Source organism: Streptococcus loxodontisalivarius, from assembly GCF_016908645.1.
Lineage (GTDB): Bacteria > Bacillota > Bacilli > Lactobacillales > Streptococcaceae > Streptococcus > Streptococcus loxodontisalivarius.
The window spans coordinates 1-13,001 of record NZ_JAFBEH010000050.1; the positions used below are offsets into that span (position 1 = coordinate 1).

A 13,001-nucleotide genomic window follows, 5' to 3' on the forward strand; every position below is an offset into this window, starting at 1 on the left:
GAAGCATACAGCGATGAGGCTCCAGCTGAAATCACAAAAGATGGTGTTACTTATGAACTTGTCCGCACTCGTGCCAACGAAGGCGATGCGCCAGCCAATGGCACAGTGACAGAAGCTACACAAACAATTACCTACGAGTACAAAGTTAAAGAAATTCCTGCAACTCCTCAAGGTAACGTTGTAGTCAACTACGTAGACGAGTCAGGTAATGTCATCAAAGATCCAGTCGTCGACACCCCTACGTCAGACGTTGACACTCCATACAACACAACCGATAACAAACCAACGACTATTGAGTTCAATGGCAAAACATACGAACTCGTTCCAACTAAGACCCTTGGAAATGAAACTGGAACTGTTGTTGAAGGTACGACAGAAGTAACTTATGTCTACCGTGAGATTGTAACGCCAACGCCAGCAACTCCTCGAGGTAACGTCGTAGTCAACTACGTTGATGAGTCAGGTAATGTCATCAAAGATCCAGTTGTCGACACGCCAACTTCAGATGTGGGTACACCGTACGACACAACGGATAACAAACCAACCACCATCGAGTTTAATGGTAAGACTTATGAGATTATTGTTATCAAGACAATTGGTCAAGAGTCAGGTAAGGTGGTAGAAGGTACAACGACAATCACTTACGTTTACCGTGAAGTCGCTAAGGAAGCGCCAGCTATTCCTACTACACCAGCTCAAGCAGCATCAGTAGTTGTTGGACAGAAGACATGGACTGAGCCATCAGCGCCAGCATCTTCAACAAAAGCTCCAAACTACCAAGCAAGTTTGCCAGAGACAGGTGAAGATCAAGATGCCTTTGCCCTCATGGGAGCAACTTTGCTAGCGACAACTGTCCTAGCAGGTTTTGCAGCAAAACGTCGTAAAGACCAGGATTAATCCTTAAAGACAGCAAAAAAAGAATCTGAGAGATCAGGTTCTTTTTTGTATTATGGCTGAGCAGGGATGGGGATTTTCTATGTTGGTCGGATGTTATTTCTCCTAAAATATGATAAAATGGTACCGATACCATGATTTTATACAAAAATGAGTTTAACAAGTCTGTCAGATTGATTTTTGTAGAAAAAGGGTATCAAAATCCAAGTAAAGAGGTGGAGTCATGTCTAAACAAACTTTTCAAATGACTTTTGCAGGTAAACCCTTGGTCGTCGAAATCGGTCAAGTTGCCAAACAGGCTAACGGTGCAGTTGTGGTTCGCTATGGGGAATCAACTGTCCTGACAGCTGCTGTTATGTCTAAGAAGATGGCAACAGGAGACTTTTTCCCTCTCCAAGTCAACTATGAAGAAAAAATGTATGCCGCAGGTAAGTTTCCTGGTGGCTTTAACAAACGTGAAGGTCGTCCTTCGACAGATGCGACCCTGACCGCTCGTCTGATTGACCGCCCTATCCGCCCTATGTTTGCTGAGGGCTTCCGCAACGAAGTTCAGGTTATCAACACGGTTCTCTCTTATGATGAAAATGCTAGCGCCCCTATGGCAGCTATGTTTGGGAGTTCACTAGCCCTATCCATCTCAGATATTCCTTTCAATGGACCGATTGCAGGTGTTCAAGTTGCTTATGATAAGGGAAGCTTTATCATCAATCCTGATAAGGCAGAAAAAGAAGCTTCGCTATTAGAATTAACCGTGGCAGGTAGCCGTGAAGCCATCAACATGGTTGAGTCAGGCGCTAAGGAATTATCAGAAGACATCATGCTTGAGGCGCTTTTAAAAGGGCATGAAGCTATCAAAGAGCTAGTCGCCTTCCAAGAGGAAATCGTCGCTGCCGTCGGCAAGGAAAAAGCAGAGGTAGAACTCCTTCAAGTCGATGCAGCCCTCCAAGCCGAAATCATCGCAGCCTACAATGTCGACCTCCAAGCTGCCGTGCAAGTCGAGGAAAAGAAAGCTCGCGAAGCAGCAACAGAAAGGGTCAAAGACGAGGTTAAGGCAGTCTACGAGGAACGCTATGCTGAGGATGACAATCTTGACACTATCATGCGTGATGTGGCTGAAATCCTTGAACAGATGGAGCATGCTGAAGTTCGTCGTCTGATCACAGAGGATAAGATTCGTCCTGATGGTCGTCGTGTTGACGAGATTCGTCCTCTTGATGCTGAGATTGATTTCCTACCAAAAGTGCATGGTTCAGGTCTCTTTACACGTGGTCAAACGCAGGCCTTGTCAGTGCTGACGCTTGCTCCTATGGGTGAGACTCAGATTGTTGATGGCCTTGAGCCTGAGTACAAGAAACGTTTCTTGCACCACTACAATTTCCCACAATATTCTGTCGGAGAGACAGGTCGTTATGGGGCGGCAGGTCGTCGTGAGATTGGTCACGGTGCTCTCGGTGAACGTGCGCTGGAGCAGGTCCTCCCATCTCTTGAAGACTTCCCTTATGCCATCCGTTTGGTGGCTGAGGTGTTAGAGTCTAACGGGTCATCATCTCAGGCTTCTATCTGTGCTGGGACCCTTGCCCTTATGGCTGGTGGTGTGCCGATTAAGGCACCAGTTGCAGGGATTGCTATGGGGCTGATTTCAGATGGCAGCAACTACACTGTTCTGACTGATATTCAAGGTCTGGAGGACCACTTTGGAGACATGGACTTCAAGGTTGCGGGGACTCGTGACGGGATTACTGCTCTCCAGATGGATATTAAGATTTCAGGGATTACTCCCCAGATTCTAGAAGAGGCGCTAGCCCAAGCCAAGAAGGCTCGTTTTGAGATTCTAGATTTGATTGAGGAGACAATAGCAGAGCCTAGAGCGCAGCTTGCCCCAACAGCTCCTAAAATTGATACTATCAAGATTGACGTTGACAAGATTAAGGTTGTTATCGGTAAGGGTGGCGAAACCATTGATAAAATCATTGCTGAGACTGGTGTCAAGATTGACATCGATGAAGACGGCAATGTCCAAATCTTCTCAAGCGACCAAGCAGCCATTGACCGTGCTAAAGAAATCATCGCAGCCTTGGTTCGTGAGGCTAAGGTTGGTGAGATTTACAGAGCTAAGGTCGTTCGTATCGAGAAATTCGGTGCTTTTGTCAACCTCTTTGACAAGAAAGACGCCCTTGTTCATATCTCAGAAATGGCCTGGACACGCACCGAGAAGGTGGAAGATATCCTTGAAATCGGTGACGAAGTTGATGTCAAGATTATCAAGGTGGACGACAAGGGACGTGTGGATGCTTCTATGAAAGCCCTGCTCCCTCGTCCAGTTCAGGCAGAGAAAAAAGAAACTGAAGAAACTAAAGAGTAAGCTATGGTAACAAGATTTAATAGTGAATTTGACATGCGCCTGCGTCATTTTATCGCAGAGCCAGATAATTTTTTAGAGAGCATGGCCTTGGTGAATGCCATCCATGCCCATACCGTTTATGCCAGCGATCAGCCCTATGCTATCGCCTTGGAAGGGCAGAAGGTGACGCCAGTTTTCACCAATACGGAAGACTTGGATAATTTCCGTCGTCAGCACCCTTCTGCAAAATCGCAGAGCTGGATTGAACGCAGTGTTCTCCAAGTGCTTGAAGAAGTCATCAGCCACAATCTATCAGGACTTGTCTTCAATATCAAGAAAGCCGGAGATTTCAGCAATTCAACCATTTTCAAATCAAGTGAATTGATCCAGTTTATCAATACCTACACAACGATTTTGAATACCATTTTAGGTGAGGACAATAAGGCGGCTGACCTTTTGAGCAAGACTTATCTGGTACCAGCCTTCATCCATCCTAATAAAGATGGCTCTTATGACCGCCTCTTCCCAACCATGTCTAATCAGGACGAGAAAAGCTATGTACCAGTCTTTACCAACTTGGTTAGCTTTGGGAAATGGTATAACAATCAAGAGTTTGGTCTGCCTTTCAGACAGGCTCAGGGAGCCATTTTGACATGGACAGCACAGGACATCTATCGTCCAGCGTCTGGCGAAAATGGTATTGAAGAGACAGTAGGACTTGTTGTTAATCCTTTCGATGATGAGCAAGTGCTCATTGAATGGACACAGTTAGAAAAATAAAGAGGAAACATGATGGGTTGGTGGAAAGAAAGCATTGGTATTGTTAAAGAATTAGATCCTGCTGCACGTTCGACAGCAGAGGTTTTGTTGACTTATCCTGGTGTCAAGGCGTTGGCTGCCCACCGCCTATCCCATTGGCTCTGGGAACATAATTTCAAATTGTTGGCAAGGATGCACAGCCAGTTCTGGCGCTTCTGGACCAATATTGAAATTCATCCTGGTGCCCAGATTGAAGCGGGTGTTTTCATTGACCACGGTGCGGGTCTGGTGATCGGTGAGACTGCTATCGTTGAAAAAGGTGTTATGCTCTATCACGGTGTCACTTTGGGAGGAACAGGTAAGGATGTGGGCAAACGCCATCCGACTATCCGTCAAGGTGCTCTGATTTCAGCCCATTCTCAAGTTATCGGACCAATTGAAGTTGGACCTGGTGCCAAGGTCGGAGCCGCAGCGGTTGTTGTCTCTGATGTGCCAGCGGATGTCACTGTTGTTGGTGTCCCTGCCAAGGTTGTTCGTGTCCATGGGAAAAAAGATGACCTAGTCATTCATGAAATCGAAGAAAGCCGTGAATACTACACCCAAAAATTGGAAGAAGCAAGAGAAGCTAGCCGCCATTCATCAGGATTGTAGATTGGAGATGTCTATGATTTTAGAAGAATTTGACCCAGCTCGTGCCGTCATTGAGCCAGAGGATATCTATCGTCTGAAAAAGGGATTGGAAGTAGAAGAAATTTGCGATACCATTATCATGCCCTTCTCAGGCAGTTTATTTGAAAAGATTATCTCCTTGGAAGAAAGTCGCTACGGTGGCTACAAGTCTAACATCAACGGCAAACAGCCTTGGTACATCTATGAAAAAGATGGACAGAAGGTTGCTGTTATGAAGGCTCTCTTGGGAGGTCCTGCCTTGGTAGGAACGCTAGAAGAACTCAAGGTTGCAGGCTTTAAGAACTTTATTCTCTTTGGGACCTGCGGAGTCCTTGACGGCAGTCTAGAGAGCAATAAGCTCATTGTTCCGACGAGTAGAATTCGTGACGAAGGGATTAGTTACCACTATGCGCCAGCTTCAGATGAGATTGGCTACTCAGATGATCATCTGTCTCATTTTACGGCTATTTTGGACAAGCTCCGCATTCCACATACCCAGTGTAAGGCTTGGACGACAGATGCTTTTTACCGTGAGACGCCAGACAAGGTTGCCCGTCGCAAGGCTGCTGGAGCTAAGGTTGTTGATATGGAGTGGGCGTCAGTTGCAGCGTGGGCTCAGTTTAGACAGGCTGCTGTTTACCACTTCTTTTACAGCTCTGACTTTGTTGATCACGAAAATGGCTGGGATATTAGAGAAGGACATGAGGAAGAAGACCTGATGAACTTTTTCGAGATTGCCCTAGCCATAGCTGGAGAATTATAGATGGATAAGAAAACATTTTTGAAAAAACACTGGTACCTGACGGTTATGGCAGTGCTCAGTATTATCAACGGGCTCCTGAGAGCCTTTGTCAACTTTGACTTTACGGCCCTTATTTGGATTGCCTTTGCTATCTTTTGGATTTACCTTCTTCACTACTTTTACGATAAGGAAAAGTAGACGATTCAAAAAGATAGGACTGGATCCTTCAAGAGGAGAAAATAGTGACCAGTTACGAACGATTTATTTGCTTGATGTGTGCAACAAGTGAAACATAAGGAGAAGCAAGTGTTAAAAATTTACGATACCATGACTCGCAGTCTGCGTGACTTTGTGCCCCTCGAAGAGGGCAAGGTCAAGATGTATGTCTGCGGTCCAACGGTTTACAACTATATTCACGTTGGGAACGGCCGTAGCGTTGTTGCCTTCGATACCATTCGTCGCTACCTCGAGTTCCGTGGTTATGACGTGACCTACATTTCTAACTTCACCGATGTGGACGATAAGATTATCCGTGGCGCAGAGGCTGAAGGTATGACGACCAAGGACTTTTCTGACAAGTACATCGCGGCTTTCATGGAAGATACAGCTGCGCTCGGTGTCAAGCCAGCTACGAAAAACCCTCGTGTCATCGATTTTATGGATGAGATTATTGCTTTCGTGGCGGATTTGGTGGACAATGGCTTCGCTTATGAGAGCGATGGGGATGTCTATTTCCGAGTAGAGAAGGCAGATGACTACGGTAAGCTAGCCAACAAATCTCTAGAAGACTTGGTTATGGGAGCTTCAGGTCGTACCGATGAAGAAACAGCCCGCAAGGAAAATCCAGTTGACTTTGCCCTCTGGAAATCAGCCAAACCAGGTGAAGTATCATGGGAAAGCCCATGGGGACCAGGTCGCCCAGGCTGGCATATCGAGTGTTCAGTCATGTCAACAGAACTTCTAGGCGACACTCTTGATATTCACGGTGGTGGAGCTGACCTTGAATTTCCCCACCATACCAATGAAATTGCTCAGTCAGAAGCTAAGACAGGTCACAAATTTGTCAACTACTGGATGCACAACGGCTTTGTCAATGTTGACAATGAAAAAATGTCTAAGTCTCTAGGAAACTTTGTGACCGTTCACGATGCTCTCAAGACCGTTGATGGACAGATTTTACGTTTTTTCCTAGCAACTCAGCACTACCGTAAACCAATCAACTTTACCGATAAGGCTGTCCAGGATGCCCAAACAAACCTCAAGTATCTCAAAAATACCTATGAGCAGACCTTTAGCCAGGATGTTGATATGACGGTCTTCCAAGCTTTCCAAGACCGCTTTATCGAGGCTATGGATGAGGATTTCAATACGGCAAACGGCATTACAGTCATCTTTGACTTAGCCAAATGGATCAATTCTGGTAATTATAACCAAGAGATTAAAGATGGCTTTGCCCAACTTCTTGAGGTCTTCGGTATTGTCTTTGAAGAGGAAGTCTTGGATAGTGACATTGAAGCCTTGATTGCAGAACGCCAAGAAGCGCGTGCTAATCGTGATTTTGCGAAAGCTGACGCTATCCGTGATGAGCTAGCTGCGCAGGGCATCAAACTTCTTGATACCAAAGACGGTGTGAGGTGGACTCGTGACTAAGCTAGATGTCAACCTTATCAACGGAATTGCCCTTGCCTTTGAGGGGGATGCGGTTTATTCCTACTACATTCGTCGTCACTTGATTTTTCAAGGACAGACCAAGCCCAATCAACTGCACCGCCTAGCAACCAAGTATGTCTCAGCCAAGGTACAAGCTAGCCTCATCCAGAAGATGTTAGAAGCTCAGCTATTGACCGAAAAAGAAGAAGACATTTATAAGCGTGGTCGCAATACTAACAGCCACACCAAGGCAAAGAACGCCGACGTGGTCACTTACCGCATGTCGACTGGTTTTGAGGCTGTCATGGGCTATCTGGACATGACTGACCAGACGGAGCGTCTGGAAGAACTCATCAACTGGTGCATTCAGGAAGTTGAGAAAACTGAAAAATAAGACTTGTAAAAAGCTAAGGGTTCATCTTGGCTTTTATTTTAGACTAAATGTAAGATATAATTTACAAAAAGTAAAATAGATGCTATAATCAGATTAGAAATAAGGAGGTTATTAAAGATGATTTTCAAGGATAAATCGATGTTTAAGACCCAACTTGCTTTCATTGCTGTTTCACTAGTCTTGGATGGCTTAGCGATTTTAAAAGCCTTGTTTTCACATGATGAAACCGGTCGTTTGATAGCTTATCTAGCTGTTTTAGTCTTGACAATTTTGTTAATAGGATTGATTTGGGGCTTGCCATATACGTTAAAAGTTCAGAAGGGAGAGAAGATGAAAAAGTTATTTGATATCCAATTTGATGGCGACGAACGTGTACAGGAAGTTGGGAAAAAGAGTTACGCTCTAGGCTTTGTGACTTGTTGGTTTGGTTTAGTTCTTATCTTGGTTATAAGCCGAGTGGTAGAGAATCTTTCGATCGTTCAAGGTTTACTGGCTGATCTTTTCATGTTAAGTCTTGCAGTTGTGTCGGTTTACGCTACCTTACACGACGGGCATCCCCTCTTTCAGAAAAATGCTAAGCTAATCTCAATTTCTTGTTCGCTCATGGGAACTTTCTGCTTGGGTTTGGAAATAGCAGAGCTTCTTTCTCATAAAATAACGCTTTTATCCTTCTTTGGTAGAGGTGGAGATTTCAATATGTTTGTTTTAGCCTTCTGTTTACTAGCACAAGGCTTGGCATTAGTCTATCAACTTAGAAAAAATCAGAAAGATGAGGACGAATGAAAAATTTACGCATGAAGGCTGCTAGAGCAGGCAAAGATTTGTCCCAGCAACAGTTAGCAGAAACAATCGGAGTAACCAGACAAACCATATCAGCCATTGAAAAAGGAGATTATAACCCAACAATCAAACTCTGCCTTGCCATCTGCAAGGCACTAGACAAAACCTTGGATGACCTCTTTTGGGACTAAAACAGTCTGGGAGACTGTTTTAGGTCGGCAACCGAAAATGAATCCTTGCCGAAAGTCCGTGGACTGTTTTAAGTCGGCAACCGAAAATCAAGCCTTGTCGAAGGTGTTCAGGACGGGGCATATATGGACGTATGTTCTTTAAGCTTAGATAATCAACTAGTTCTCATCTGGAGCTAGTTTTTTGTATCATAAGTAAAAGTTATATCTAGCTATAAAAAAGAGTGATTGGCGATTTAAGGTAAGCTTTGATAGACTATAGTAAGAGAAAGATAGGAGGGATAGTTATGTCAGAATTTGATAGATTTTTAGAAGCAAATGAGGCGTTTATTTCTGGATTTACTGAGGGGGATTTGCCGCTTCCACCTAGTCGTCATGTAGCTGTTGTAGCTTGTATGGATGCACGCCTACACCCAACCAGTGCACTAGGTATTGCTTTGGGAGAGAGTCATATTATTCGTAATGCGGGAGGACGTATTACAGATGATACTATCCGTTCTTTAGTCATTTCGCAACAACTCCTTGAAACACGTGAAATTGTTGTGTTACACCATACGGATTGTGGCATGCTAAGCTTTACGAATGATGAACTTGTATCCATCGTTAATAAAGAGTTACACCAAGATGTTCATAATCATGATTTCTTACCATTCTCTAATCTAGAGCAGAGCGTGATTGATGATGTTAACCAATTAGCGAAGTCTCCGCTTATTTTACCTGGGACACCGATTAGTGGAGCTATATATGATGTGAAAACAGGGCATGTTAGTGAGATTCTACGTAAATAAAAACAACCAGTTCTCGGACGAGAGCTGGTTTTCATGTTATAATGTTTGTTATGAAACAAAGAAAACAAGAAATAGATACAAACGATATTGTTTACGGTGTGCATGCCGTGACAGAGAGCCTGCAAGCAAATACAGGTAATAAACTTTATATTCAGGACGACCTACGTGGTAAAAATGTTGATAAAATCAAGGATTTGGCGACTGATAAGAAGGTTTCCATCTCTTGGACACCTAAGAAGACCCTGTCAGAAATGACTGCTGGCGCTGTTCACCAAGGTTTTGTCTTGCGTGTGTCAGAGTTTGCCTATGCTGAGCTGGATACGATTTTAGAAAAGGCAGAGGCAGAGGAAAATCCTCTTATTTTGATCTTGGATGGACTTAATGATCCTCATAATTTTGGGTCAATTTTGAGAACAGCTGACGCGACGAATGTCTGTGGGATTATCATTCCTAAGCACCGTGCTGTTGGCGTGACACCAGTTGTTGCCAAGACCTCAACAGGAGCCGTTGAGCATGTGCCCATTGCCCGTGTGACCAACCTCAGTCAGACCCTTGATAAGCTCAAGGAAGCTGGTTTCTGGACCTTCGGAACAGATATGAACGGTACACCATCTCACAAGTGGAATACCTCTGGCAAGCTAGCTCTTATCATCGGAAATGAAGGCAAGGGTATTTCAGCCAACATCAAGAAACAAGTGGATGAAATGATTACCATTCCTATGAATGGTCATGTGCAGAGCCTCAATGCCAGCGTAGCAGCAGCTGTACTCATGTACGAAGTCTTCCGCAACAAACTGTAAACCATGAAGAAAAAAATAATGTTAGTTGATGGCTACAATATGATTGCCTTCTGGCAGGACACCCGTCAACTTTTTAAAACCAATCAACTGGACCAGGCTAGAAATATTCTCCTGCGCAAGCTCAATAACTATGCTAATTTTGAGAATATCGAAATCACCTGCGTCTTTGATGCACAGTATGTACCAGGCTTGCGCCAGCGTTATGATGAATACAAGGTTAACGTCATCTTTACAGAAGAGGATGAGACAGCTGACTCTTACATTGAACGCACAGCAGCAGAGCTAAACACAGTAGCCAATCTGGTCGAAGTTGCCACTAGTGACCTTAATGAGCAATGGACCATCTTCTCTCAGGGAGCCCTGCGTGTCTCAGCTAGAGAGCTAGAGCAGCGCGTGGCAACGGTCAAGTCAGACCTCAATCAGATGTCTCGTCAAATTGACCTCAAAACGCCCAAACTCAGACCTTGGGATGATGACCAAATGAGTAAGCTTCAGGCACTCTTGCACGATGTTGATAATTAAAAGATAAAGAAAGAAAAACGATATGACATTTGCCATTATTACCGACTCGACGGCTGATCTTGATGCCAACTGGGCGAGTCAACATGATGTAACCCTGCTGGGTTTGACCATTACCATGGAGGATAAGACCTATGAAACAGTGGGTCCAGACCGTCTGACTAGCGACTACCTCTTGAAGCGTATGAAGGAGGGGGCTAAGCCAACAACCAGTCAGATCAACGTGGGCACTTTTGAAGAGACTTTCCGCCGTCTAGCTCAGGAAGGAAAAGATATCCTCTACCTTGCCTTCTCGTCAGTCCTCTCAGGGACTTACCAGTCAGCGACCATTGCTCGTGATATGGTGCTAGAAGACTACCCTCAAGCTCGTATTGAGATTATTGATACCTTGGCAGCAGCAGGGGGCGAGGGCTACCTCTCTATCCTTGCCAGTCAAGAGCGTGACCGTGGGACTAGCCTTGATGCGACCATTGCCATGATTGAGGATATCCTCCCTCGTTTGCGCACCTTCTTCCTCGTGGATGACCTCTACCACCTCATGCGTGGCGGACGCCTCTCAAAGAGCTCTGCCATCATCGGTAGCTTGGTCAATATCAAGCCCCTCTTGTGGCTTGATGCTTCTGGGAAATTGGTGCCCTTGGCGAAATTACGTGGCCGTAAAAAAGGGATGAAAGAAATGTTAGCGCGTGCTACAGAAGATCTGGGACACTCGACAGCCATCGTGGCTTACGCCAATGATGAAGACAGTGCCATGAATTTGAAAGCGCAGCTGCTGGAAAACGAAGCAATCGATGAGGTTCTTATCCTTCCACTCGGACCAGTTATCTCAGCTCACGTAGGACCAGATACCCTAGCCATCTTTACGATTGGTAAGTCAGCTAGATAGTAAGTTAGACCAGCTCTGCTATTTTCAAGAGAAGAGGTTGGGACAAAAGTCCTAGCCTTCTTATTTTTTTAATAATCTAGTTTGCAAGGCGCAGGGGTTGAGTGGTCTCTAATTCGTTGATAAATCAACTCTTACAGCCCTACTCAACTGTGCGGAGGTGGGAGTGAAACAGTCTGGGGATAGACTGTTTCAGGTCAGCAACTGACAATCAAAACTTGCTGACAAAATCGAATTCCTTTGGAATTACCGATTTTTGTCCCACTCTCATTTTCTAGCAAAATGCTGGGTAGAAATCAGAAAAATAATAGGCAAAAAGAGGCTCAAAGTACTTGACTTGAGTGCTCTTTTTTTGATATTATATTAGACGGTATTGTTTACCCCATTTGAAAGGCCCCGGAACCTTCCAAATACTTTTGGTGGGACGGAACACCCACCCCCGTAAACAAAAATCGAACTATATATAGGAGAACTCATGAACAAAACAACATTTATGGCTAAACCAGGCCAAGTTGAACGTAAATGGTACGTTGTTGACGCAACTGATGTACCACTTGGACGTCTTTCTGCAGTAGTTGCTAGCGTACTTCGCGGAAAAAACAAACCAACATTCACACCACACACTGATACAGGTGACTTCGTGATTGTTATCAATGCTGAAAAGGTTAAATTGACTGGTAAAAAAGCAACTGATAAAATCTACTACACTCACTCAATGTACCCAGGTGGTTTGAAATCAATCTCAGCTGGTGAACTTCGTTCTAAAAACGCTGTACGTTTGATTGAAAAATCAGTTAAAGGTATGCTTCCACACAACACTCTTGGACGCGCACAAGGTATGAAATTGAAAGTCTTCGTTGGAGCTGAGCACACTCACGCTGCACAACAACCAGAAGTACTTGATATCTCAGGTCTTATCTAATTCTAAGAGGAAAGGAGCACTATTATAATGGCACAAGCACAATATGCAGGTACTGGCCGTCGTAAAAACGCTGTTGCACGCGTTCGTTTGGTTCCAGGTACTGGTAAAATCACTGTTAACAAAAAAGATGTAGAAGAGTACATCCCACACGCAGACCTTCGTCTTGTTATCAACCAACCTTTCGCAGTTACTTCAACTGAAGGTTCATACGACGTTTTCGTTAACGTTGTAGGTGGTGGATACGCTGGTCAATCAGGTGCGATCCGTCACGGTATCGCACGTGCACTTCTTCAAGTTGACCCAGATTTCCGCGATTCATTGAAACGCGCTGGTCTTCTTACACGTGACGCACGTATGGTTGAACGTAAAAAACCAGGTCTTAAGAAAGCTCGTAAAGCTAGCCAGTTCTCAAAACGTTAAGAACCAGCTACATTACAGCATTTACAACACTTCATGGTTCACACCATGGGGTGTTTTTTAAGTAATTTTTGGCCAAATTCACACCACTTTTCACACCAAATTCAGGCTCTTTGTCAACTGTAGTGGGTTGACTAATAATTAAGTACGAGAGAGAATCGGCTCTTTGTCAACTGTAGTGGGTTGACTAAATAATTAAGCACGAGAGAGAATCAAATTGGTTCTCTCTTTTGTTGCGTTCAAAGCGAGAAGAAT

General features: G+C 44.5%; 16 protein-coding genes. All 16 read left to right on the forward strand.

What is annotated here, in order from left to right; translation table 11 throughout:
* Positions 1-897, forward strand: an 897-nt coding sequence (locus tag JOC28_RS09080; protein WP_205010377.1) for a MucBP domain-containing protein, incomplete at its 5' end; no start/stop codon positions are given.
* 220 nt (positions 898-1,117) lie between these two features.
* Positions 1,118-3,256 carry a polyribonucleotide nucleotidyltransferase gene (gene pnp, locus JOC28_RS09085; RefSeq protein WP_205010378.1) on the forward strand — a complete coding sequence of 713 codons (2,139 nt, stop codon included), beginning with the start codon at positions 1,118-1,120 and terminating at the stop codon, positions 3,254-3,256.
* 3 nt (positions 3,257-3,259) lie between these two features.
* Positions 3,260-4,015, forward strand: coding sequence for an SseB family protein (locus JOC28_RS09090; protein ID WP_205010379.1), 756 nt, complete (start codon positions 3,260-3,262; stop codon positions 4,013-4,015).
* A gap of 12 nt (positions 4,016-4,027) precedes the next feature.
* Positions 4,028-4,645, forward strand: a complete 618-nt coding sequence (gene cysE, locus JOC28_RS09095; protein ID WP_205010390.1) for a serine O-acetyltransferase — start codon at positions 4,028-4,030, stop codon at positions 4,643-4,645.
* Positions 4,646-4,658: 13 nt separating this feature from the next.
* A complete protein-coding gene (locus JOC28_RS09100; RefSeq protein WP_205010380.1) occupies positions 4,659-5,426 on the forward strand; it encodes a nucleoside phosphorylase in 768 nt (255 codons plus the stop codon).
* The gene (locus JOC28_RS09105) at positions 5,427-5,603 is read left to right on the forward strand and encodes a hypothetical protein (protein ID WP_205010381.1); all 177 of its coding nucleotides are present in this window, start codon (positions 5,427-5,429) and stop codon (positions 5,601-5,603) included.
* A gap of 108 nt (positions 5,604-5,711) precedes the next feature.
* A complete protein-coding gene (cysS, locus tag JOC28_RS09110) occupies positions 5,712-7,055 on the forward strand; it encodes a cysteine--tRNA ligase (RefSeq protein WP_205010382.1) in 1,344 nt (447 codons plus the stop codon).
* On the forward strand, positions 7,048-7,449 hold the full coding sequence (locus tag JOC28_RS09115) for a ribonuclease III domain-containing protein (protein WP_205010383.1): 402 nt from the start codon (positions 7,048-7,050) through the stop codon (positions 7,447-7,449). Before cysS ends, JOC28_RS09115 begins: the two co-directional genes overlap by 8 nt.
* A 117-nt stretch (positions 7,450-7,566) precedes the next feature.
* Entirely contained in the window at positions 7,567-8,232 is a 666-nt protein-coding gene (locus JOC28_RS09120) for a hypothetical protein (protein WP_205010384.1), read from the forward strand.
* Positions 8,229-8,420 carry a helix-turn-helix transcriptional regulator gene (locus JOC28_RS09125; protein ID WP_205010385.1) on the forward strand — a complete coding sequence of 64 codons (192 nt, stop codon included), beginning with the start codon at positions 8,229-8,231 and terminating at the stop codon, positions 8,418-8,420. The genes JOC28_RS09120 and JOC28_RS09125 overlap by 4 nt, the downstream gene beginning before the upstream one ends.
* A gap of 284 nt (positions 8,421-8,704) precedes the next feature.
* Positions 8,705-9,205, forward strand: coding sequence for a beta-class carbonic anhydrase (locus JOC28_RS09130; RefSeq protein ID WP_205010386.1), 501 nt, complete (start codon positions 8,705-8,707; stop codon positions 9,203-9,205).
* 41 nt (positions 9,206-9,246) lie between these two features.
* Positions 9,247-10,005 carry a 23S rRNA (guanosine(2251)-2'-O)-methyltransferase RlmB gene (gene rlmB, locus JOC28_RS09135; RefSeq protein WP_386700620.1) on the forward strand — a complete coding sequence of 253 codons (759 nt, stop codon included), beginning with the start codon at positions 9,247-9,249 and terminating at the stop codon, positions 10,003-10,005.
* A 3-nt stretch (positions 10,006-10,008) separates the two neighbouring features.
* A complete protein-coding gene (locus JOC28_RS09140) occupies positions 10,009-10,527 on the forward strand; it encodes an NYN domain-containing protein (RefSeq protein WP_205010388.1) in 519 nt (172 codons plus the stop codon).
* A 22-nt stretch (positions 10,528-10,549) separates the two neighbouring features.
* Positions 10,550-11,410, forward strand: coding sequence for a DegV family protein (locus tag JOC28_RS09145; RefSeq protein ID WP_205010389.1), 861 nt, complete (start codon positions 10,550-10,552; stop codon positions 11,408-11,410).
* 472 nt (positions 11,411-11,882) lie between these two features.
* Positions 11,883-12,329 (forward strand): 50S ribosomal protein L13, encoded by a 447-nt coding sequence (gene rplM, locus JOC28_RS09150; RefSeq protein WP_201061654.1) that lies wholly within the window; start codon positions 11,883-11,885, stop codon positions 12,327-12,329.
* 27 nt (positions 12,330-12,356) lie between these two features.
* A complete protein-coding gene (gene rpsI, locus JOC28_RS09155) occupies positions 12,357-12,749 on the forward strand; it encodes a 30S ribosomal protein S9 (RefSeq protein ID WP_012516324.1) in 393 nt (130 codons plus the stop codon).
* The last annotated feature ends 252 nt before the right edge of the window (positions 12,750-13,001 follow it).

Bases quoted from the DNA above. Each gene is read 5' to 3' on its own strand.
- pnp (WP_205010378.1), top strand. From the start codon at position 1,118: ATGTCTAAACAAACTTTTCAAATGACTTTTGCAGGTAAACCCTTGGTC.
- JOC28_RS09090 (WP_205010379.1), top strand. From the start codon at position 3,260: ATGGTAACAAGATTTAATAGTGAATTTGACATGCGCCTGCGTCATTTT.
- cysE (WP_205010390.1), top strand. From the start codon at position 4,028: ATGGGTTGGTGGAAAGAAAGCATTGGTATTGTTAAAGAATTAGATCCT.
- JOC28_RS09100 (WP_205010380.1), top strand. From the start codon at position 4,659: ATGATTTTAGAAGAATTTGACCCAGCTCGTGCCGTCATTGAGCCAGAG.
- JOC28_RS09105 (WP_205010381.1), top strand. From the start codon at position 5,427: ATGGATAAGAAAACATTTTTGAAAAAACACTGGTACCTGACGGTTATG.
- JOC28_RS09120 (WP_205010384.1), top strand. From the start codon at position 7,567: ATGATTTTCAAGGATAAATCGATGTTTAAGACCCAACTTGCTTTCATT.
- JOC28_RS09125 (WP_205010385.1), top strand. From the start codon at position 8,229: ATGAAAAATTTACGCATGAAGGCTGCTAGAGCAGGCAAAGATTTGTCC.
- JOC28_RS09130 (WP_205010386.1), top strand. From the start codon at position 8,705: ATGTCAGAATTTGATAGATTTTTAGAAGCAAATGAGGCGTTTATTTCT.
- rlmB (WP_386700620.1), top strand. From the start codon at position 9,247: ATGTTTGTTATGAAACAAAGAAAACAAGAAATAGATACAAACGATATT.
- JOC28_RS09140 (WP_205010388.1), top strand. From the start codon at position 10,009: ATGAAGAAAAAAATAATGTTAGTTGATGGCTACAATATGATTGCCTTC.
- JOC28_RS09145 (WP_205010389.1), top strand. From the start codon at position 10,550: ATGACATTTGCCATTATTACCGACTCGACGGCTGATCTTGATGCCAAC.
- rplM (WP_201061654.1), top strand. From the start codon at position 11,883: ATGAACAAAACAACATTTATGGCTAAACCAGGCCAAGTTGAACGTAAA.
- rpsI (WP_012516324.1), top strand. From the start codon at position 12,357: ATGGCACAAGCACAATATGCAGGTACTGGCCGTCGTAAAAACGCTGTT.